The sequence below is a fragment of the Rathayibacter sp. AY1A2 genome, assembly GCF_002930935.1.
In the GTDB taxonomy this organism is placed as follows: domain Bacteria; phylum Actinomycetota; class Actinomycetes; order Actinomycetales; family Microbacteriaceae; genus Rathayibacter.
The window spans coordinates 35,105-55,556 of record NZ_PSTP01000005.1 but is presented as its reverse complement, the minus strand read 5'-3'; the positions used below and the strand labels follow the sequence as shown (position 1 = coordinate 55,556).

The window sequence follows — 20,452 nt, the reverse complement described above, 5'->3', positions numbered from 1 at the left end:
CGAGCCCTCCTCCGCGGAGCTCCGCGGCGCCCTCTTCCGGACAGGGCCGCTAGAGGACATTGTCAGCGGCGGGACGGCCGTGCCACGGTTCGAGGACGGCCGATGGGGGCCGTCCCGATCGAAGGCAGCACATGCGCTCCAGCACCGTCCCTCGTCCGCCCGCCGTCGAGGACGGCACGTCGCAGCCGCGGGATCCAGGAGCGGCGCGGCGGCTCCGGCGGGGTCTGCTCGGGTTGACCGCGGCCGTCGCGCTCCTCGTCGGCACCGCCGTTCCTCTCGCGGCGGTCGCCGCTCCGTCCGCCCCTGTCCTCGGGGTGGCGGCCTGGGGAAGCGGCACCGACGGGAAGACCACGGTCCCGGCCGGGGTCGAGGGTGTCCTCTCCCTCGCCGCGGGCCGGACCCACAGCCTCGCCGCGAACGGCGACGGCGGGGTCGTCGCCTGGGGCCGCGGGTCGTACGGGCAGACCAGCGTCCCCGACGGTCTCACGGGGGTCGTCGCGGTCACCTCCGGCGACTACAGCAGCCATGCGCTGAAGAGCGACGGGACCGTCGTCTCCTGGGGCTACGACGGCGACGGGCAGGTGTCGAGGAGTGCCGCGCTGACCGGGATCGTCGCGATCTCGTCCTCCCGCGACAACAGCCTCGCGCTCGGCAACGACGGCACCGTCACGTCGTGGGGCAGCAACGGGCTGGGCGAGGGCCTGGTCCCGGCCGGCCTCGGAGGCGTCACGGCCATCGCCGCGGGCCAGCGCCACAGCCTCGCCGTGTCCGGCGGAAGGGTGGTCGCCTGGGGCTGGGACCTCTACGGGCAGACCGACGTCCCCGCGGGGCTCGAGGGCGTGGTGGCCGTTGCGGCCGGAGAGACCCACAGCCTCGCGCTGAAGGAGGACGGCACCGTCGTCGCCTGGGGCGCGAGCTCCGATTCGGTCGTCGTCGACTACGGCCAGACCACGGTGCCGGAAGGCCTGTCCGGGGTCGTGGCGATCGCCGCCGCATCCGACTACAGCCTCGCGCTGAAGGGCGACGGCACGATCGTCGGGTGGGGCCGGAGCTCGGCCGGGCAGCTGCAGTTCCCCGCCGGCCTCGCCGGCACGACGGCTCTCGCAGCCGGACCCGATCACGTGCTCGCCCGGGGCCCGCGTCCCGTCCTGACGGCGGACGCTCCTCCCGCGTCCGGGCCGCTCGGAGCGGCCGCCTCGTACACTTTCGCGGCCGACCGCCCCGCCTCGTTCGCGATCGCCTCCGGCTCCCTCCCCGACGGCCTGACCCTCAGCGCGTCCGGGGTCCTCTCCGGCACGCCGACGACCGCGGGGACGTCCACCTTCGCCGTCTCCGCGCGGAACCCCTTCGGCTCCACCGTCGGGGCCTCGCACACGTTCGCCGCGGCGGAGACGACGGTCGCGCCGACCCTGGCCGGCGACCCGCCCGCCGCGACGGTGGGCACCCCGTACGACTTCGACTACAGCGTGACGGGCACACCGGCGCCGACGGTCTCGCTCGTCTCCGGAACGCTCCCCGCCGGCCTGAGCCTCGATGATCGTGGCGGCCTGACCGGGACGCCGACGACCGCCGGCCGCTCCACCTTCACCCTGCGGGCTCAAAACGCTGCGGGGAGCGCGGAGACCACCAGCACCGTCGTCGTCTCCCCCGCCGCCGCTGCACCGGCGATCTCCGGCACCCCCGGGCCGGGCGTCGTCGGCACCCCCTACGACTTCGGCTACACCGTCTCGGGCTTCCCCGCGCCGTCGGTGGCCGTCTCCTCCGGTGCGCTCCCGTCCGGCCTCACCCTGACTCCGGCCGGGCGCCTGACCGGGACTCCGTCCGCGCCGGGCACCTTCACGTTCACGCTGACGGCCCGCGCCGGCACCGCCTCCGCGGAGACCACCAGCACCGTCACCGTCTCGTCGCCGACGGTCGCGCCGACCCTCTCCGGGACGGTCGCGGCCGGCGTCGTCGGCTCGGCCTACGACTTCCGCTACGCGGTGAGCGGGACGCCCGCTCCGTCGGTCTCCCTGGTCTCCGGCGCACTGCCCGCCGGGCTCACCCTCGACGCGACCGGGCGCCTCTCCGGGACGCCGACCACGGCCGGGACCACCACCTTCAGCATCCAGGCCGCGAACTCGGCGGGCACGGCTCGGGCGACGAGCACGCTGACGGTCTCGCCGAAGCAGGTCGCGACGAAGGCCGATCTGCGCGTCTACCTCTCCGGGCCGGCCTCGGCGGTGAAGGGGAGGACGCTCACCTACACCCTCATCACGACGAACGCCGGTCCGGTTGCGTCTGGGTCGGTCTTCTCGCAGGTCGTCCTGCCCGCGGGTGTGCAGTTCGTCTCGGCGACCGGCTCGTACACCAGGGTCGGGAACGTCGTGGTGTTCCAGCGGGCCGGCCTGGCGGACGGGCGGACCGTGTCGGAGAAGATCACGGTGAGGGCGGCCGTCTCGGGCACGGCGACCGCGCTGGCGGCGGCGTTCTCGACGAAGACGCCCGACCCGTCCATCCGCAGCAACGCGGACACGACGAGCACGACGATCCGCTGACCGCGGGAGCGTGACGGCGGGCGGTCCCTCGCGGGCCGCCCGCCGTTCTCGGTGCGGGAGCGTCGAGGTCCGCCGCGTCCGCGCCTCGTCTTCGACCGCTAGCCGGCCCGAGGGCGGTAGAAGCGCACGACCGGGAGGGCAGCCGTCGGAGCCTCGCGCACGACGATCTCGAGGCGCTGGATCAGGGCCGGGACGGTCGGCGTGGTCTCGAGCCGGCACTCGAGCTCTCCGTCGCGGCCCGGCAGGAGGAAGGCCGCCTGCGCCGCGGAGGCGCTCCAGAGCAGCCGCTCCACCAGCGGCCTCGCGGTCGGGTCCTCGGCGAGCCCGCCGATCTCCGCGATCGCAGTGGCGAGGCGGCCGGCGCGCACGTCGGCCGGCACATCGCTCAGCAGGTTGGGGCTGAACAGGGCGCCGCTGCCCGGCTCCCCCGCCCGGGTGAGGTCTCCCGCGACGATCGCGGCCTCGACGGCGGCGGCCGCGGCGAGCGTCGACGGGAGGAGGGTGATGATCCGCGCCGGAGGAGCGGTGTCCTCGAGGGCGGCGCGGAGCAGTCCCGTCGCGGCGGCGGCGAGCTTCGCCCCGTTCGCGGTCGCGAAGACCACGGCCCCCAGGCCCGACTCCAGATGCCACCGCATGTTCGACGACCAGCCCGGCAGGCCGCCGGAGTGGTGGGCGATCCCGCCGAAGCGGACGTCGTGCTCGACGACGAGGCCGAACCCGTACGCGGAGCCGTCGAGCGTGCTCTCGACGGCGCGAGGGCTCAGCGCGGGGACCGGCGTCCAGCCGCGCTGCATCTCGCGGCGGGAGGCACGGCTCAGCACCGGGTCGTCGTCCGCGCCGTCCTCGCCCTCGAACGCGGAGGAGAGCCAGCCGCTCCAGCGGGCGATGTCGCCGACCGTGCTGAGCATGCTCGCGGCGCAGGCGCCCGCTCCGGTGCCGGTGACGGGGCGGGGCACCCAGGTCGCTCCGTCGTCGAAGGTGCTGAAGCCGGCCGCGAGGTCGGTGCCGTCAGGGTAGTCGCCGCTGTCGTAGCGGGTGTCGTGGAGGCCGAGCGGCTCGAGGATCGTCCGCGTCGCGAAGGACGGGAAGTCCTCCCCGGTCACGTTCTCGACGAGCACGCCGAGCAGCCAGAAGCCGATGTTGGAGTACTGGTAGACCTCACCCGGCCGCTCCGTGAAGGTCAGCCCGCGGCGGACGACCTCGAGGAACTCCTCCCGCGTCAGAGCCATGACGTCGTCGGCCCAGCCGTTGTCCTCCGGGAGCCCCGAGCAGTTGCTGAGGAGCATCCTGACCGTCACGGGCAGCGGCCGGCCCGCGGAGTCGAGCGGGTCGGTGAACTCCGGCACGTGGTCGGCGACGCGGTCGTCGAGGCGGAGCAGCCCGCGGTCGCGCAGGATCAGCACCGCCGCCGCCTCGAAGCTCTTCGACATGGAGGCGATGCGGTGCACGGTCCCGGGCCCGGGAGCGGCGCCGTCGAGGCGGTGCTCGCCGCGGCCGTGGTGGACGAGCAGCCCGCTGCGGTCGAACAGGGCCCAGCTCAGCGAGGGGGCCGGCGGCGCCTCCTCGTCGAACCACCGGGCCAGCCGGTCCTGGAGCGGCGGGGAGAGGAGCGTCGGCCGAGGGAGCGTCATGCCCTCATCCTCCCGCACGCGGCACAGGCCGCCGCGGTCCCGCGGGTCACCGCGGAAGGACGCCGTCCGGGCTCAGCCAGTCCGGGCGGCTCCCCTCGACCGCGTCCAGGACGTCCTCCTGCGGGCCGGTCGCCGGTCTCCGCGGCGACGATGATCCGGTCGTCGACGGGAGCGGAGGGGCCCGCTGTGCATCCGGCGAGCATCCCGATCAGCAGCACTCCCCCGGCGACGCGCGCCCGTCCGCTCACCGTCGAGCGTCGCGGCGACGGCCGCTCCGGCGGGCTGACGAGTCCCGGCGAGAGCCCGAGCGACCGCCGGCACCTGCGAGCCGGACGAGGAACTTCTCAGGTCCTCTTGCGTGTCGCAGGCGCGGAACCTAGTTTTGTCGAACCGGTTCGAAGCACTGTTGCTCCGACCCCGGACCGACGCCCGCCGTCGTCCGGCCGGCTGTCCCCACAGAAAGTGACCAGCGTGACAACGATGTCCTCCCCGAGGCGCGGCACCCGCTCCCTCGCCCTCGCGCTGAGTGCCGCGACACTCGCCGCCCTCGCCGTCGCTCTCCCGAGCGCCGAGTCCGCCTCCGCGGCCGACACCTCCGTCCCCGCCGACGCGCTCATCCTCCAGTACGACTTCGAGCAGGGGCAGGTGTCCGGATCCACGGTCGCCGACCTCTCGTCGAAGAAGCTCGACGGCACCGTCGTCAACAGCGCGAGAGCGACGTACGTCGCGGGTCGGAAGGCCGGTACGACCGCGATCGACCTTCCCGGGGGCGCGGCGGACTCGACCTCCGCGCCCTACCTGACCGTGCCGAACGGGCTCTTCCAGGGCGTGACGCAGACCACCGTCTCCGCCTGGACGAAGTGGTCCGGCACCGGAGGCTTCCAGTGGCTGTGGTGCCTGGGCATCAGCCCCGACGCCGCGTCGGCCTTCGCTCCGTCGTTCGACGGCGGCAGCGCCCGCGCGATCATCAAGCAGCTGAAGGACGGCGGCGAGACCGGAGTCTCCAGCTCCTCGCCGCTGCAGAAGGACCAGTGGGTCAACGTCACCGCGACGATGGACGGCACGACCGTGACCCTGTACCTCAACGGTCTGCAGGTCGCGACGGCTCCCGCCTCCGTCGACCTCGCGAAGCAGCTCTACTCCGCCTCCGCCTCCAAGAGCGGCAACATCGGCCGGGCGCTCTGGAACGTGCACCCCTACTTCGACGGAGCGATCGACGACTTCCGCGTCTACAACCGGGCTCTGACCGCCGCTCAGGTCCGGGGTCTGGCGGGCGACGCCGCGCCGGCCGTCACCGGCGTTCTCTCGACGAGCGTCGCGGTCACCACCGGCATCGGCGTCGCGCCGGCCCTGCCGGGGGTCCCCGCCACCTACTCCGACGGCGTGAACCGCGACGCCCCGGTCACCTGGGAGAGCGTCCCCGCCTCCGCGTACGCGAAGCGCGGCACCTTCACCGTGAAGGGCACCGTCACCGGCCTCGGCACCGCGGTCACGGCGACCGTCACGGTGCGCGCACTCGACGAGATGACCATCGACCTCGGCACGAGCACCGGGGAGTTCATGGGCGGCGCGTCCGGCACCCTCTACGGGGTCTACGGCGAGGGCCTCCCCTCCGACAACCTCCTCGAGGGGATCGACCTGCGCACGGTCTCGACCAAGGCGCAGGACGGGCCGCAGCATCCGGGCGCGGACGCGTTGAGCGTCGCGAAGGCCGTCGCCGACACCTCGGACGGCGACACCTACATCTACATGACGGACATCTACCGCGGCTTCCCCTACGAGTGGCCGGGCAGCACTCCCCAGGAGAAGCTGGCCGACTACCAGGCGAAGATCGCCACGCAGGTCGACCAGGTGCTCGCGCTCCCCGAGGAGTACCAGGACAACATCGTGTTCGTGCCGTTCAACGAGCCCGAGGGCAACATGTTCGGCAACGGGAAGTGGAGCTACAACGGGAAGAGCTGGCTGGAGGACCCGACCGCGTTCTTCGCGGCCTGGGACAGCACCTACGCGCTGATCCACGACAGGATGCCCGACGCCCGCATCGCCGGACCGAACACCAGCGTCCTCTACGACCAGGTCCGCGGGTTCATGACCCACACGCTCGAGCAGGACACCGTCCCCGACGTGATGACCTGGCACGAGCTGAGCGCCCCGGGTGAGATCCGCACCAACGTCGACCGCTTCCGGGCCTGGGAGGACGAGCTGTACGCGGGCACGTCCTACGCCGGGAAGCACCTGCCGGTGAACCTCAACGAGTACGCCTTCAACTACCACACCTCCGTGCCCGGCCAGATGGTCCAGTGGATCAGCGCGCTCGAGGACAAGAAGGTCGACGGCGACATCGCCTACTGGAACATCGACGGCAACCTCTCCGACTCCGCGGTGCAGGCCAACCGCGCCAACGGCCAGTGGTGGCTCCTCAACGCCTACGCCTCGATGACCGGCGACACCGTCGCGGTCACGCCGCCCAAGCCCGGCCAGAGCTACACCCTCCAGGGCGTCGCGACCCTCGACACCGCGGCCAAGCAGGCGAGAGCCCTCTTCGGAGGCGTCGGCGGCTCGCAGAAGGTCGCGTTCGAGCGCATCCCGGCCGCCACCTTCGGCTCGAAGGTCCACGTGGAGGTCAGCGAGATCCGCTGGACCGGCCAGGTCGGCGACTCGGGAGCCCCGCAGACGGTGAAGGAGTTCGACGCGTCCGTCGTGGACGGCGCCCTCTCGCTCGACTTCGGAGGATCACTGCCCGCGCTCGACGTCGACTCCGCCTACGAGGTCGTCCTGACCCCGGGCGCCAACGCGTCGTCGCCGTCCGCCTCGCCCGTCGACTTCCGCCAGAAGTACGAGGCCGAGGACGCCCGCTACACCGGATCGCGGAACCTCAACGGACCCGAGGGCTCGCCGACCAACGTCGGCGGCTTCTACACCTCGGGCGGACGCAACGTCGGCGGGATCCGCACCGGCGGCGACCTGAAGCTCGACTTCGCGGTCACCGTCCCGAAGGACGGCGAGTACGACCTCAGCGTCTTCGCCAACTCCCTCAACACCTACGCCGCCAACGCCCAACAGGGTCCGATCAACGCGTTCCTGAGCGTCGACGGCGCTGCGGAGCAGGAGATCCTCCTTCCGCTGGCCTACAAGTTCGTGGTCTGGGACCACGCGGACACCAAGGTGAAGCTGACCGCCGGCACCCACACGATCTCGCTCGCCGCGAAGAACCTCGCCGGCACGAAGTCGACCGTAGGCGACGCGATCGTCGACAAGATCGAGCTCTCCCTCCCGAGCGCGGCCGCCGCGACCTCGATCCACGAGGCCGAGACCGGCACGCTCGAGAACGGAGCGACGGCCGACTACTCCCGCGCCGGCGTCTCCGGCTCGGGCACGGCGACGCTCACCAGCGGCGCCTCCACCACCGTCTGGGGCTACTCCGCGAAGGACGCGCCGTCCTCCGTGACCGTGGACACCCTGGGCGGCGGCACCGGCGACCTCTACGTGAACGATGTGAAGGTCGGGCCGGTGGGCGCGAGCTCGACCCGTCAGGTCTTCCTCTCGGGCGGCGTGAACAAGATCGAGGTCGTCGGCACGAGCGGCACGCTCCTCGTCGATCGGATCGTCATCGGAGCGAGCGCGAACCCGCCCGCGACGACGAGCTATGAGGCGGAGGCGGCCACGATCACCGGCCCCGCCACGGTCCGCGACCTGTCCTTCGCGTCGGGCGGCAAGGCCGTCGGGAACATCGGGGGCGGACGCGACGGCGACTCGACCCTGACCTTCGGCGACGTGAAGGCCGAGCAGGACGGGACGTACGCGCTCACGCTGCGCTACTCCAACGAGGAGCAGTCCCCCGCGACGCACTACAACCCCGACCCGCTCGCCCGCCACGCGGACATCACGGTCAACGGAGTGACGCAGCGCGTGCTCTTCCCGCACACGTTCCACCAGAACCAGCTGTGGGACCTGAGCGTGCCGGTCACGCTCAGGAAGGGCTCGAACACCATCGCGATCACCTCGAAGGAGCTCCCGGGCTTCGACGGGACGACCTACCTCTCCGACACCTTCCCCGGCGTCCTGCTCACCTCGCAGTACGCGCCCAACATCGACAGGATCTCGGTCACGCCCTTCGTCGGGCGGACCACGGGCCTGACGGTGAGCGGCACGGCGGCCTCGCGCTGCACCGCGGGGAAGGTCACGATCACGGGGACGGCGACCAACACCAGCGCGGTCGCCGCTGACATCACGATCGGCTCGGCCTGGGGCACGAAGACCTTCACCGGGGTCGCTCCCGGCAAGACGGTCTCAGCCGCCTTCAGCACCCGCGCTGCGAGTGTCGGAGCCGGCGCTCTCGACGTGCGGATCGCGGGGACGGTCGACGGCGCTGCGGCGAGCGGATCCACGGCACCGGCCTACGGTGCGGCGCGCTGCGGCTGATCCGTCCAGAACGCCCTGACGCGGCCGGGCACCTCGTGCGCCCGGCCGCGTCGGCGTGTCGTCGGGACCGGAGGTTCCCCGACGGGGACGAGCGCGCCGTGGACGAGCAGAGCGCCGGAGCCGCAGCGTCCGGTCCTCGCTCCGGGGACGCGGCGCCCGAGTTGCGTGCGCCGCGCCGCACTGCCACTCTCGACACGGTTCGAGCGGGGGTGGAGATGGCCACGATCGGAGACGTCGCGAAAGCGGCAGGGGTCTCTCGCAGCACGGTGTCGTACGTCCTCTCCGGCAAGCGCAGCATCTCCCCCGAGACGCGCAAGCGCATCGAGGACGCGATCGCCGAGCTCGACTTCACGGTCAACGCCGGAGCACGGGCGCTCGCGACGCGCCGCACCATGGCGCTGGGCCTGCTCGTCCACTTCGACCCGGACGAGTTCGCGCCCGCGATGGTCGAGTACGTCCTCCCCATCACGGCCCGCGCCCGCGAGCTCGGCTACGACGTGCTGCTGGCCACCGAGGCCGACGGGGCGGCTGCCGTCCGCCGGCTCACGCGCTCCGGCCAGGTCGACGGACTGATCCTCCTGAGCGTCGCGGACGACGACGACCGGCTGCCCGTCCTGCGCGCCTCGCGGCGGCCCGGTGCCGCCCTCGGCGTGCCCGCGGACGCCTCCGGGGTGGACGTCTTCGACCTCGACTTCGGCGACGCGGCCCGCCTGCTGATCGAGCACCTGGGCGCCCTCGGGCATCGGAGCATCGGTCTCGTCACCCCTCCTGAGCGCGTCTTCGACCGCGGAGGGACCTACGGGCTCCGGTTCCGCGAGTCGGCTCTCGAGACCGCCGGTCGGCTCGGGATCGAGCTGGTGCTGCGCCCTGCCGCCACCGCCGCCGACGCCGTCGAGCCGATGGTCACGGCGTTCCTCGACGACCACCCCGGTCTCACGGCGCTGGTCGTCCACAGCGACCGGACCATCGCGATGCTTCCCGCGATCCTGGGCCGACGCGCTGTCGCCGTGCCCGGGCAGCTGTCCGTCGTGAGCCTGTACTCGGCCGAGTTCGCCCGCGACTTCTCGCTCCCCTACAGCTACGTCGAGACGGGTGCCGCCGAGCTCGGCGCGCACCTGGTCGACACGCTCGTCGAGCGGATCGAGCAGCCGTCCCGCGGCGAGAAGCCGTCGATCCGCCTCCTGCCCGCGCGTCTCGTCGACCGCGGGAGCGCCCGCGCGGTCTGAGGACCGCTCCGGAGCCCCCGAGGCCCGGTCAGAAGCGCGAGGCGACCTCGTAGAGGACCTCGTCGTCGCCCGCGTAGACGCCGTCGCGCCGCGGCCAGTGCGCGATCACGTCCGTGAAGCCGAGCTCCTCCGCCCGGCCGGCCATGTCCTCGAAACGGGCGACGCTCTCGAGGGAGTAGTCGCCCCCGGAGTCGAGCGAGAGGTGGCGCTCGACGGTGCGCGGGTCGCGCCCGGCCACCTCGAGCGCCGCATCGAGCCGCCGGGAGAGGGACGCGACCGCCCGCCACCACTCCTGGCTCGACACTCCCTCCGGGCCGGTGGTGACCCAGCCCTGCCCGCGCTCGGCGACGAGCGCGAGGCCCTTCGGCCCGTTCGCGGCGAGGACGAACGGGACGCGGGGGCTCTGCACGGGCTCGCCCACCATGCGCGCCGAGCGGGCGGTGAACCACTCCCCCTCGAGGTCCACTCCGCCCGAGCCGGGCTCCTCGAAGCGCAGCAGCGCGTCGAGGGCTGTGACGAACTCAGTGAAGCGCTCGTGCCGCTGCCGGGGCGAGTAGTCGGGCTGCCCGAGCACGCGCGCGTCGAAGCCCGTGCCGCCCGAGCCGACCCCGAGGATGGTCCGACCGCCCGAGATCTCGTCCAGCGTCGCGATCTCCTTCGCGAACGGCACTGGGTGGCGGAAGTTCGGGGAGGCCACGAACGTGCCCAGGCGGAGCGTCTCCGTCACCATCGCGGCAGCGGTGAGGGTGGGGACGGTCGCGTGCCACGGCTGGTCGGCGAGGGAGCGCCAGGAGAGGTGGTCGTAGGTCCACGCGTGGTCGAAGCCCAGGCCCTCGGCCGACTGCCACTTCCGGCGGGCCTCGGCCCACGGGTCCTGCGGGAGGATGACGATGCCGTGTCGCATCGTCCGAGTGTACGAGCGCCGTCGGGTCAGAGCGCGGCGGGCGGCACCGGGGGCGGATCGGGCACCTCGTCCACGACCGAGCGCGGGACCATCAGGGTCGGCATCCGCACGCGCAGGCGCAGCGGTTCCCGCTCCGACGCGCCGAGCAGCTCGCGGGCGGCGCTCCGCACCTGCCGCGCCAGCGCCGGGTGCACGGCCCCCGGATCCTCGAACGCGGCGACCAGCTCGCGCAGCACTCGGGTGGTGCTCCGCGGGTCGCCGTCCTGCCTGGGCATCGGATCGGCCCCTCACTCTCGGCACGGCCGTCAGGGTCCCGGCGGTGCAGCGGATGTCTCGCGCCGACGGTAGGGCCGGGGACGGCCCCGTGGCACTGAGGTTGACAACGGGAGGACCCGGCGGATCGCGGTGCGCGGGGTGCGATCCGGGCGAGGGCGGTCCTGCTGGGGATCGACGGCCACCGCCGGGAGAACCCGCTTCCCACGATCGCGCCCGTCCGGTCGCGGCTGCTCTCGGGGCGTGATCACGACGACGGAGCGGGTGGACGACTGGATCGAGGGCTGGTGCCGGCACGCGGCGTGCAGCGCGTCCGCGAGGACGGGGCCTGGCTGGTCGATGTCGGAGCGGAGTCGCGAACGCGGGAGCGGATCCTGGTCGATCCGTCGCCCTCCGCGCTGCAGGCGGGCGCCGAGCAGACGGCCGGGCCCCGGGAGTGGATGACGGTCATCGGCCTGGGCGACGACGCCCGCCTCGCGCCCGCCGCCGGGCTGGAGCTCGTGTCGGGCGACGAGAGCCTGATGGCGGCGTCCCTCGGCCCGATCCGCACCTCCGAGGGAGCCCTGCTCGTGGGAGCCGTGCTCGAGGCCGCCGACGGAGTGGCGAGCGTCCGGCTGCTGGTCGACGGAGTCGTCGCCGCTCAGGGCACCGCCGCCGTGCACGGGACGGTCGCGGTCCTGGACAGGATCGAGACCGATGCGCGGTTCCGCCGACGCGGGCTGGGACGGCGGGTCGTCGACGCCCTCACCGCCTGGGCCCGGTCCGAGGGTGCACGGAGCGGTCTCCTCGTCGCCAGCACGGACGGCCGCGCCCTCTACCTCACCCTCGGCTGGGAGGTGGTCGCGCCGGCGCGCATCTGGCGCGGGGCCGCACTCCGAGATCCGGGACAGGGCTGCGCGGCCGCCGGGCGATGAATTCCCGGTCCGCCCCTCCGGGAGCGCACGTCCGCGTGAGTGCGGAATCCCGCGCAGCGGATACAGGCGGCGGAGAACGGCGGAGCAGCCGTGAAGCGGCCGCCCGCCGATCTGTATTCAGCCGATAACACCACCCTCGAAAGAGGGACGCTCGCTATCGCTCGAACGGCCTTGTCCGAGAAGCGGATCATCCGCTTCTCGGACTCGTGTCACCGCCCTCGGGTCGTCAGCCGAGTGCGCCCTTCTCGGCCGAGTAGAGCTGCTTCACCTGCTCCGCGGTCAGCGCCCGGTCCCACACCCGCAGTCGGGCGAGGGAGCCGGCGAAGCGGTTGATCATCGTGCCGTCCCGGCCGACCGCTCCGACCACGAAGTCGCCCGGAGCCGCGTTGAGGCCGTCGGGGTAGACGTAGGGGTTCTTGGCGTAGGTCGCGCCGAGCTTGTCGGTGTACACCGGGTACGCGGTGGCGGCGCCGTCGAGGTACGAGACCGCGACTGCGCCGTCATACGTCCCGACGTGCAGCTGCCACACGCCGCGCGTGATCCGGCGGGGCTCCACCGAGTAGTCGCGCGAGTACGGGTAGCCGGGCGTCGGCCCGCCGAGCTTCGAGACGTGCATGCACACGCGCTCCCAGCCGCCGTACTCGGGGAGGTTGTTGAACAGCGCATAGGAGCGCAGCGGCCCGACCGTCGACTCCTCCCAGACGCCCGCGATGCAGGCGCCGTCCGCGTCGGAGTTGAGCACCCACACCGCGATCGTCACCTGGCCGGTCGAGGCGCCCAGGTTGAGCGGGCCGACCTCGTCCTTGGGGACGACCAGGTGGTCCGTCGTCCCGTTGAGGGCGACTCCGGTGCCGAACGGCGTGGCGACGGCGCGGGCGGAGGAGCCCGCGCCCTGCCGGAGCGCCGGAGCGCCCGCGACGGCCGAGGCGAAGGGGGCGGCGCTCTCGGCGAAGGACCACTCCGCGATCGGCGTGGGCACGGTGACCGTGGGGACCGGAGCGGCGTCGCCGACCACGAACGCGTCGAGGATCAGGTTGGTGCCGCTCGAGGCCGGGTTGCGGCCGCTCCCGCGGCGGATGGTCACCGTGTGCGGCCCGGGCGCGAGCTGTCCGCTGCTCCAGACCGTCTGCTTCGACCGCGTCGCGGCGCTGTAGCGGTCGACGGACGCGACCGTGACTCCGTCGAGCTCGACCTCGTTGATGCCGGAGGAGCCGGTGAGGCGGCTGATCCAGCTCACGCTGGTACCCGTGAAGGCGAGGGTGGCGGAGGCGCCCGCGGTGGTCGAGTAGGCGATGCTGCCGCCGCTGTCCGTGCTCGCCTTCAACGTCGACCAGGTGCCGGTCGTGACGATCGGGGCGGCGCCGTTCTCGTAGGTGCCCGCTCCGGGCAGCGTCGTCGCCGGCGGAGGCGTCGCGTCGCCGACCACGAAGGAGTCGAGCAGCAGGTTGGTCCCGGTCGAGGCCGGATTGCGGCCGCTCCCCCGGCGGATCGTCAGCGTGTGCGGCCCGGCGGCGAGCTGTCCGCTGCTCCACACCGTCTGCTTCGAGCGGGTGGACGCGCTGTAGCGGTCGACGGAGGCGACCTTCACACCGTCGAGCTCGACGTCGTTGATCCCGGAGGACGACGTGAGTCGGCTGATCCAGGCGATGCTCGTGCCGGTGAAGGCGAGCGTCGCGGAGGCGCCGGAGCTGGTCGAGTAGGCGATGCTCCCGCCGCTGTCCGCGGTGGCCTTCAGCGTCGTCCAGGTGCCGGTGGTGACGATCTGCGCGGCGCCGTTCTCGTAGGTGCCCGCGCCGGGAAGCGTGGACACGGGTGGCGTCTCGGGCTCGGGCTCCGTCTGCGGCACGGGGCCCTCGGCGATCCAGCGCTGGAAGGTGTCGAGCATCTCCTTGTTGGTGAAGCTCGGGACCTTGTGCCCGTCGGTGCCCTCCCCCGGGTGGGTGCGGACCGTCGCCTCCTTCGCCAGGGGCAGAGCCGCGGCATGGAGGGCGGCGCCGTGCAGGGCGAACGGCACGACCTTGTCATCGGGCGATCCGGTGATCCTCAGCCGCGCACCGCGCCACACCGACGCGGGCAGCCGCGCCGGGTTGGTGGCGGCGATGGCCGCGGCGTCGGCGTACTCGGGGCCGATCCGGTCCGGTTCGCTCGCCGCCCGCTCCTCCATGTCGTAGGAGCTGTTGCAGAGGTACGCGCCCCGGATGTTCGGCACCATCCGCTTCCCGTAGGCCCAGGTCAGAAGCGGCCCGCCCCCGGAGTCGGAGCGCAGGAGGCTCGCGTCGATCCGCCACACCGACGAGGCCCAGGCGACGACAGCGGCCTGGATCTCGATCGCCCGCGGGCTCGACCAGATGCTGCCGCCGTAGGTCGGGCAGATGCTGACGATGCCGCGGTCCACGGCGAGGTCGGCGGAGTAGGCGAAGGCGCTCGAGAGCGCCGTGTGGGTGCCGTTGCGGGCGTGGTAGTACCAGAGCATCGATGCGCCCCTGGTCTGCGACGGAGGTGTCGCGTGCGGCACGAACAGGCGCGCCCGGTCCCCCGCGACGACGACGTCGATGATCTCGTAGCGCTTCCCGCCCGTCTTCGACGTGGCGGTGGACAGGCGCGAGACCTCGCCGGGCAGTCGGGGCACCGCGGTGAGGTCGCCGGCCGCGAGGGCCGGCGTCGCGAAGGCGATCGCGCCCGCGCCCGCGACGGATCCGGCGAGGATCGTGCGGCGGGAGAGAGCGGAGAGGGCCTTCGCGCCCGATCGGGAGCCGGTGCGGGAGGAGTCGGCGGAGTCGCCGACGGCAGTGTCCTGAGGAGTCACGGAAGAGAGAGCCTTTCCGATCGTCACCGTTACTGGTACACCGATCGAAAGAGGAGGAGAAGGCGTTCAGTGAACGAGCGGCAGTGCTCGCGCTGCTGATGCGGATCGCCTTCTCCTCGAGAAGGAAAGGGAAGCCGGATCAGGCTAACAGAGGGGATGAGAAAGGGTTCAGTATTTCTACCCACCGCTTTATCAACGGGAAGAGGACTCGCCAGTAATCGCTTATCCGGTCGGTTATCGTCCCTTTTCCGGTGACACGACGCGTGCCGGACACCGCCGTCTGGCAGGATGCCCCCGTGTCGGAGACGGGTCGGCTGCAGCGGGGCGGCGCCCTCTCCGTGCTCCTCGTGTTCCTCCGCCTCGGGCTGACCTCGTTCGGCGGGCCGATCGCGCACCTCGGCTACTTCCGCGAGGAGTTCGTGGTGCGCCGCGGCTGGCTGACCGATCGCGCGTACGCCGACCTCGTCGCGCTGTGCCAGTTCCTCCCCGGACCCGCGTCCAGCCAGGTCGGGATGGCGGTCGGCCTGCAGCGCGCAGGACTCGCCGGACTGGTCGCCGCGTGGTGCGGATTCACGCTCCCCTCGGCGATCGCGCTGGTCCTCGTCGCCGGTCTCGTCGCTGGTGCGGGCGACGTCGCCTCCGCCGGCTGGCTCCTGGGCCTCCAGGCGGCGGCGGCCGCGGTCGTCGCGCAGGCCGTGCTCGGGATGGCGCGCTCGCTCGCACCGGACCGCCGACGCGCGACGATCGCCGGTGCGGCGGCGGTCGCCGTGCTCCTCGCCCCGGAGCCCGCGCTGCAAGTGGCGGTGATCGCGGCGGCGGGCCTGGCCGGCGTCCTGTGGCTGCGCGGCGAGGAGGCGGCTCCGGACGAGGGCTCGGGCTTCGCGGTCCGGATCCCGACGGCGCTCGCGGTCTCGGCCCTCGCCCTCTGGGGGCTCCTCCTGGCCGGCCTCCCCCTGCTCGCCGCTCTCACCGGCGAGGGAGCGGCGGGTCTCGCCTTCGTCTTCTACCGCGCGGGCGCTCTGGTGTTCGGGGGCGGCCACGTCGTGCTGCCTCTGCTGGAGGCGCAGACGGTCGGCGCCGGCGCGGTCGGGCAGAGCGAGTTCCTGGCCGGCTACGGCGCGGCGCAGGCGGTGCCGGGCCCGCTCTTCACCTTCTCCGCGTTCCTCGGTGCGGTGGGCGCGGGGACGCCGGACGGTGTCGCGGGGGCGGCGATCGCGCTGGTCGCGATCTTCCTGCCGGGCGCTCTGCTCGTGGTCGGCGTGCTCCCGTTCTGGCAGCGGCTGCGGCACCTGCCGGTCGCGCAGAGGGCGCTGGCCGGCGTGAACGCCGGCGTGGTGGGACTGCTCGGCGGCGCCCTCTACGACCCGGTGCTGACCGAGGGCATCGGCTCGACCGGCGCTCTGGCGCTCGCGATCGGCGCCTTCGTGGCGCTGACGCGCTGGACCGTGCCCCCGTGGATCGTCGTCCTCGCCGCCGCGGGCCTCGGCGCCCTGCTCCTCTGACTCCCTCCGGGGACGACGATCCGGACCAGCCCTGGCAGTCTGGACGCATGAGGGCTCGGGGGACGACAGCGGCAGTGGCGACGACGGCAGCGGCGGGGCTCCTGCTGCTGGGCGGGTGCACCGCCGGCGGCGGGGCCGAGGCGGGCGCCACGGCGTCCGCGCCCGCCTCGCGGACGCCGAGACCCGCCATCACCGACTTGATCACTCCGAGCCCGACCCCCTCCGCTCCGGCGACCGCCGAGCCGGTCGGAACCGTCGTCGACGCCGGGCCGGTCGGCGAGGGAGTCCCCGCCACCGTCTCGGGCACCGGCCCGGCCGACGTGTCGTTCCAGCGGCAGGGCGAGTTCGCGGTCGTCCTGAGCCTGGACTGCTCGGCCTGCACCGGCACGGCGATCGTCACCGCCGCGGGCCGGATGACGCCCTTCGGCGAGGCCGCCGCCCCGATGACGGGGTCGTTCCTGACCGGGATCTTCCGCGACGACCCCGTCGAGCAGCAGGTGATCGTCCGAGCCGACGGGCCGTGGACGCTCGGCCTGCAGAGCTGGAACGACCTCGCGACGGTGAGCGGTGCGCAGTCCGGCACCGGCCCGGCCGTCCTGTTCTTCTCCGACGACGTCCCGCGCGTGACGGTCGACTACACGCCCGCGGGTCCGGACGACTCGTTCTCCGGCCGCGTGTTCACGACCTCCGATCAGCCGCAGCTGTTCGGCGACTCCGTCGCCTTCTCCGAGGTGTTCGAGGCCGACCTGCCCGGCGTCATGGCCGTCCAGACCGAGGGGACCTGGACCGTCACGCCGACGCCCTGACCCGGGGTCGCGTCGCGCCGGCCGCGGAGTCGGGGAACGGGCGCCCTTCGGCCCAGACCCGCTGCACGCGGAGCGATGCGTCGAGCAGGACGACGTCGGCGCGGTACCCGGGGGCCAGCAGGCCGAGGTCGCCACGGCCGAGCACGCGGGCGGGAACGGCGGTGAGGGCGGCGACGGACGCCTGCAGCCCGAGCCGGCCGGGCCCGACGGCCCGCCGCAGGGCCTCCTCCTGCGTGAGCGTGGATCCGGCGAGCACAGCGGTGCCCGCGAGCCGGGCGACTCCGCCGAGCACCTCGACGTCGAGCGGGCCGAGGCGGTGCGCTCCGTCGCCCGCCCCGGCCGCCGCCATCGCGTCGGTGACGAGCGCGATCCGCCCGGGAGCCGCCGCGAACGCGAGCCGCACCACCTCGACGTCCACGTGCCGGCCGTCGAGGATCAGCTCGAGCGCGACCCGCTCGTCCCCCAGGGCCACCGGGATCGGGCCCGGGGAGCGGTGGCCGATCCCGGGCATGGCGTTGAACGCGTGCGTGACCAGCCGGGCTCCGCGGTCGAACGCTGCCCGCGCCTGGTCGGCGTCCGCCTCGGTGTGGCCCACCGCGACCACCGTGCCGGCGCCGGCGAGCCGCTCCACCGCGGCGAGGGCTCCCGGCAGCTCGGGCGCGAGCGTGATCTGCGCGAGGCGTCCGCGGGCGGCGTCCAGCAGCCGGCCGACCGCGCCGGAGGAGGGGTGCACGAGAGCCGCGGGGTCGTGCGCTCCCCTGCGCGAGGGCGCGAGGAACGGGCCCTCGAGGTGCGCGCCGAGCACGAGCGGGTCGGTGACCGCGAGGGCCGAGACCGCGTCCAGAGAGGACTCCAGCTGCTCCAGCGGCGCCGAGACCAGGCTGACCAGCGAGCGCGTGGTGCCGCGGGAGCGGTGCAGCGCGAGGCCCGCGCGGATCGCCTCCGCTCCTCCGTCGAAGCCGTGACCGCCCCCTCCGTGCACATGGAGGTCGAGGAAGCCCGGGACAGCGGTGAGGCCCCGCGCGTCGTGCAGCTGCGCCCCCTCCGCCTGCGCCTGCCAGCCGGTGCCGGTGCCGGTCGCCGTGATCGCGCCGTCCCGCGCGAGGAGCCAGTGGTCCTCCACCGTCCCGGCCGCGTCGACCTTCCGTGCGCTGTGGATGATCAGCGCGGCGTGCGCCATGCGGTCGTCTCCTGGGTGTCGTTTCCGGATCGGCGGGGACTCCGCCCCCTCCCGACGATGGCACAGCCCTCGCCGGTCGCGCCGGTCCGACACCGATCACTGCGCCACCCCGAACGCATTCCGCGCCTCCGCGTCACGAACAAGGACCTCACGCGTCTCCTGTGCATGCCTGCCCTGGACCCCCGAACCCCCGCCCCCCGCCTCGCCGCCTCCCGCCGGCCGCTCGACGTCGTCGCCATCGCGGCGGCCGCCCTCGTCAACGAGCGCTACCTCGATCGGCGCTTCACCGTCCACCACCTCGCCGCCGAGCTGCGGATGCCCGCCCTGCTGCTGCGGCTGCGGTTCCGCCGCTGCTACGGGCTCGGCCTCGACGAGCACCTCGCCCTCCGCCGACTCGAGCTGGCCGCCGTCCTGATGGCGAGCACCCCCGTCGCTCTCGGCGGCCTCGACCGCATCGCCCGGGGCTCCGGCTACCGGGGCACCGCCGAGCTGGACCGCGACCACCGGAGGCACCGCCGGTCCTCCGCGCTGGCCGCCTGGTTCCGGGCCGCCCCGCGTCCCGAGCGCGAGCATCGGCCCGGCACCCGGCCCGAGGAGGAGCTGCTCGCCGCAGCGCCGGGCGCTGCGACTCCGGCCCGCCCCAGCAGCATCCGCTCGGCACCGGTCACCCCGCTGAGGCGCCGCGCCTGAGCCCGGCCGCGGAGCGGTACAGTGCCACGATGCGCACCTCCGGAACCCGCCGATGACGGCCGTCCGCTACGTCGCGATCGGCGATTCCTTCACCGAGGGCGTCGGCGACGAGCGGCCGGACGGCACCACGCGCGGCTGGGCCGATCTGACGGCCGCGGGATGGGCGGCGGCCACGGGCGAGCGGATCGAGTACGCCAATCTCGCGATCCGGGGCCGGCTCATCGCGCCGATCCTCGCCGAGCAGCTCGAGCCCGCGCTCGCCCTGGGCCCGACCCACCTCTCCTTCAACGGAGGCGGCAACGACATGCTGCGCCCGCGGGCCGACATCGAGCGGATCGCCGACGCCTACCTCCGCGTCCTCGAGCGCTGCGACGAGCAGGGCGTCGTGCTGATCGCCCTGGCCGGCGCCGACCCGTCGCCGCGGCTCCCGCTCGGCTCGCTCATCCGCCGCCGCGGGGACGCGCTGACCGACGCCGTCCTGCGCCGGACGAGCCACCGGACCGACGTGGTCGTCGCCGACAACTGGCACGACCCCGCTTTCGCCGATCCGGCGCTGTGGTCGGAGGACCGCCTGCACCTCGGCCCGCGGGGGCACCGTCGGGTGGCCGACCGGGTCCTGCGGGCGCTCGGGCTCACGCCGCCCGCCGCGCTGCCCGACGCTCCCGAGGCCGCACTCCGGCGCGGCGGAACCGTGCAGTACTACCGGCAGCACGTCGCGCCGTGGGTGCAGCGCAGGCTCACCGGCACGTCCTCCGGGGACGGCCGCGCCGCGAAGTACGCGGGCTTCGTGCCGATCGACCCGGTCTGACGCCTCCTCCGAGGAGCACGGCCCTCGTTCGACGGGCAGGGATCTCCCCTGAGGCGCTCAGCGGCGACCACTCATGGCCGCTCAACGGCGTCGAGCGCTCAGTGCCAGCCGTACCGCGCCGAGAGCACCCGGGCGACGGCGTCGTACCGAGCACGCTCCAGAGCTGCTCCTTCGCGGCGCATCCCGGCGGGGTGCACGCGGAACACGCGCTCCGGGTCGACCCAGCTGGGGCGCCCGTCCGGGTCCCAGCCGCCGGTCCCGACGGCCAGGTAGTCGGAGTGCTCCTTCGAGCTCAGCCGCACGGCGAGCACTGTCCCCGACTTCTCGACCGCGAGCACGAGCACCGGGCGGTCCTTGCCGCGGCCGTCGTCCTCCTCGTACGGCACCCAGGTCCAGACGACCTCGCCCGGGTCCGGGTCGCCGTCGGGCGTGGGCGCGTAGCCCAGGCGGACCCCGCGGAGCCGCGACGGGTCGACCTCGACGGTGCGGCCCACTCCGCTCGCGCCCGGGGTCGGCGCCGTCGTGCTCAGGTACGGGCGCTGCGGGCGGGGCCCGGCGTCCGGCCGCGGGGCGACCGCGCGGCCGAGGAGTCGGAGGAGCAGGGACACGACCGAGCGCGAGGAGGGCACCCCGGAACCCTAGCCCGGATCCGCGGCCGCCCGCCCGCGGGGGCGCGCCCGGCGGTCGCCCGGCCCGGACGCGCCGACGGGGTGCCGGCTCCGGAGAGCCGGCACCCCGTCGGGTGCTGCGGAG

Annotated in this window: 14 protein-coding genes; 8 read left to right on the top strand and 6 right to left on the bottom strand. The window is 73.8% G+C overall.

The annotated features are described in order from the left end of the window. Window positions 1–131: 131 nt before the first annotated feature. Window positions 132–2,537: a putative Ig domain-containing protein gene (locus tag C5B93_RS06735; RefSeq protein WP_146078455.1), complete on the top strand. Its 2,406-nt coding sequence runs from the start codon at window positions 132–134 to the stop codon at window positions 2,535–2,537. A 98-nt stretch (window positions 2,538–2,635) separates the two neighbouring features. On the opposite strand, the gene C5B93_RS06730 is transcribed toward C5B93_RS06735, so the two are convergent. Beyond that, entirely contained in the window at window positions 2,636–4,168 is a 1,533-nt protein-coding gene (locus C5B93_RS06730; RefSeq protein WP_104292084.1) for a serine hydrolase, read from the bottom strand. A gap of 480 nt (window positions 4,169–4,648) precedes the next feature. Here C5B93_RS06730 and C5B93_RS06725 point away from each other — a divergent pair, with 480 nt between their 5' ends. Both C5B93_RS06725 and C5B93_RS06720 read left to right on the top strand, forming a co-directional pair. Beyond that, on the top strand, window positions 4,649–8,590 hold the full coding sequence (locus C5B93_RS06725; RefSeq protein WP_104292083.1) for a LamG-like jellyroll fold domain-containing protein: 3,942 nt from the start codon (window positions 4,649–4,651) through the stop codon (window positions 8,588–8,590). A gap of 215 nt (window positions 8,591–8,805) precedes the next feature. Then, complete coding sequence (locus tag C5B93_RS06720) at window positions 8,806–9,816, top strand: LacI family DNA-binding transcriptional regulator (protein WP_104292135.1); 1,011 nt, start codon at window positions 8,806–8,808, stop codon at window positions 9,814–9,816. A 28-nt stretch (window positions 9,817–9,844) separates the two neighbouring features. Here C5B93_RS06720 and C5B93_RS06715 read toward each other — a convergent pair whose 3' ends face one another. Together C5B93_RS06715 and C5B93_RS06710 are read right to left on the bottom strand one after the other, a co-directional pair. Beyond that, window positions 9,845–10,720 (bottom strand): LLM class flavin-dependent oxidoreductase, encoded by an 876-nt coding sequence (locus C5B93_RS06715; protein ID WP_104292082.1) that lies wholly within the window; start codon window positions 10,718–10,720, stop codon window positions 9,845–9,847. Between the two features lie 26 nt (window positions 10,721–10,746). Beyond that, window positions 10,747–10,995 (bottom strand): hypothetical protein, encoded by a 249-nt coding sequence (locus tag C5B93_RS06710; protein WP_146078454.1) that lies wholly within the window; start codon window positions 10,993–10,995, stop codon window positions 10,747–10,749. Window positions 10,996–11,280: 285 nt separating this feature from the next. Between C5B93_RS06710 and C5B93_RS06705 the strand changes: the two genes are divergently transcribed. Further along, a complete protein-coding gene (locus C5B93_RS06705; protein WP_219812345.1) occupies window positions 11,281–11,907 on the top strand; it encodes a GNAT family N-acetyltransferase in 627 nt (208 codons plus the stop codon). Window positions 11,908–12,133: 226 nt separating this feature from the next. Here the strand turns inward: C5B93_RS06705 and C5B93_RS06700 are convergent, their stop codons facing one another. Further along, entirely contained in the window at window positions 12,134–14,713 is a 2,580-nt protein-coding gene (locus tag C5B93_RS06700) for a LamG-like jellyroll fold domain-containing protein (protein WP_104292081.1), read from the bottom strand. A gap of 296 nt (window positions 14,714–15,009) precedes the next feature. On the opposite strand from C5B93_RS06700, the gene chrA reads away from it, so the two are divergent. Next, window positions 15,010–16,215 (top strand): chromate efflux transporter, encoded by a 1,206-nt coding sequence (gene chrA / locus C5B93_RS06695; protein ID WP_258068165.1) that lies wholly within the window; start codon window positions 15,010–15,012, stop codon window positions 16,213–16,215. A gap of 74 nt (window positions 16,216–16,289) precedes the next feature. Next, on the top strand, window positions 16,290–17,021 hold the full coding sequence (locus tag C5B93_RS06690) for a hypothetical protein (RefSeq protein ID WP_104225243.1): 732 nt from the start codon (window positions 16,290–16,292) through the stop codon (window positions 17,019–17,021). Here C5B93_RS06690 and C5B93_RS06685 read toward each other — a convergent pair. Continuing rightward, entirely contained in the window at window positions 17,005–18,201 is a 1,197-nt protein-coding gene (locus tag C5B93_RS06685) for an N-acetylglucosamine-6-phosphate deacetylase (protein ID WP_104292080.1), read from the bottom strand. The genes C5B93_RS06690 and C5B93_RS06685 overlap by 17 nt on opposite strands. A gap of 165 nt (window positions 18,202–18,366) precedes the next feature. On the opposite strand from C5B93_RS06685, the gene C5B93_RS06680 reads away from it, so the two are divergent. Beyond that, on the top strand, window positions 18,367–18,891 hold the full coding sequence (locus C5B93_RS06680; protein ID WP_104251220.1) for a hypothetical protein: 525 nt from the start codon (window positions 18,367–18,369) through the stop codon (window positions 18,889–18,891). Window positions 18,892–18,943: 52 nt separating this feature from the next. After that, complete coding sequence (locus C5B93_RS06675) at window positions 18,944–19,699, top strand: SGNH/GDSL hydrolase family protein (RefSeq protein WP_104292079.1); 756 nt, start codon at window positions 18,944–18,946, stop codon at window positions 19,697–19,699. A gap of 98 nt (window positions 19,700–19,797) precedes the next feature. On the opposite strand, the gene C5B93_RS06670 is transcribed toward C5B93_RS06675, so the two are convergent. Continuing rightward, window positions 19,798–20,328, bottom strand: coding sequence for a type II toxin-antitoxin system PemK/MazF family toxin (locus C5B93_RS06670; RefSeq protein WP_167299028.1), 531 nt, complete (start codon window positions 20,326–20,328; stop codon window positions 19,798–19,800). Window positions 20,329–20,452 lie beyond the last annotated feature (124 nt).

What these genes read in the sequence shown, in the direction of transcription:
- C5B93_RS06735 (WP_146078455.1), top strand. Translation starts at nt 132, where the DNA reads ATGCGCTCCAGCACCGTCCCTCGTCCGCCCGCCGTCGAGGACGGCACG.
- C5B93_RS06675 (WP_104292079.1), top strand. Translation starts at nt 18,944, where the DNA reads ATGACGGCCGTCCGCTACGTCGCGATCGGCGATTCCTTCACCGAGGGC.
- C5B93_RS06680 (WP_104251220.1), top strand. Translation starts at nt 18,367, where the DNA reads ATGCCTGCCCTGGACCCCCGAACCCCCGCCCCCCGCCTCGCCGCCTCC.
- C5B93_RS06730 (WP_104292084.1), bottom strand. Translation starts at nt 4,168, where the DNA reads ATGACGCTCCCTCGGCCGACGCTCCTCTCCCCGCCGCTCCAGGACCGG.
- C5B93_RS06725 (WP_104292083.1), top strand. Translation starts at nt 4,649, where the DNA reads ATGTCCTCCCCGAGGCGCGGCACCCGCTCCCTCGCCCTCGCGCTGAGT.
- C5B93_RS06710 (WP_146078454.1), bottom strand. Translation starts at nt 10,995, where the DNA reads ATGCCCAGGCAGGACGGCGACCCGCGGAGCACCACCCGAGTGCTGCGC.
- C5B93_RS06685 (WP_104292080.1), bottom strand. Translation starts at nt 18,201, where the DNA reads ATGGCGCACGCCGCGCTGATCATCCACAGCGCACGGAAGGTCGACGCG.
- C5B93_RS06720 (WP_104292135.1), top strand. Translation starts at nt 8,806, where the DNA reads ATGGCCACGATCGGAGACGTCGCGAAAGCGGCAGGGGTCTCTCGCAGC.
- C5B93_RS06715 (WP_104292082.1), bottom strand. Translation starts at nt 10,720, where the DNA reads ATGCGACACGGCATCGTCATCCTCCCGCAGGACCCGTGGGCCGAGGCC.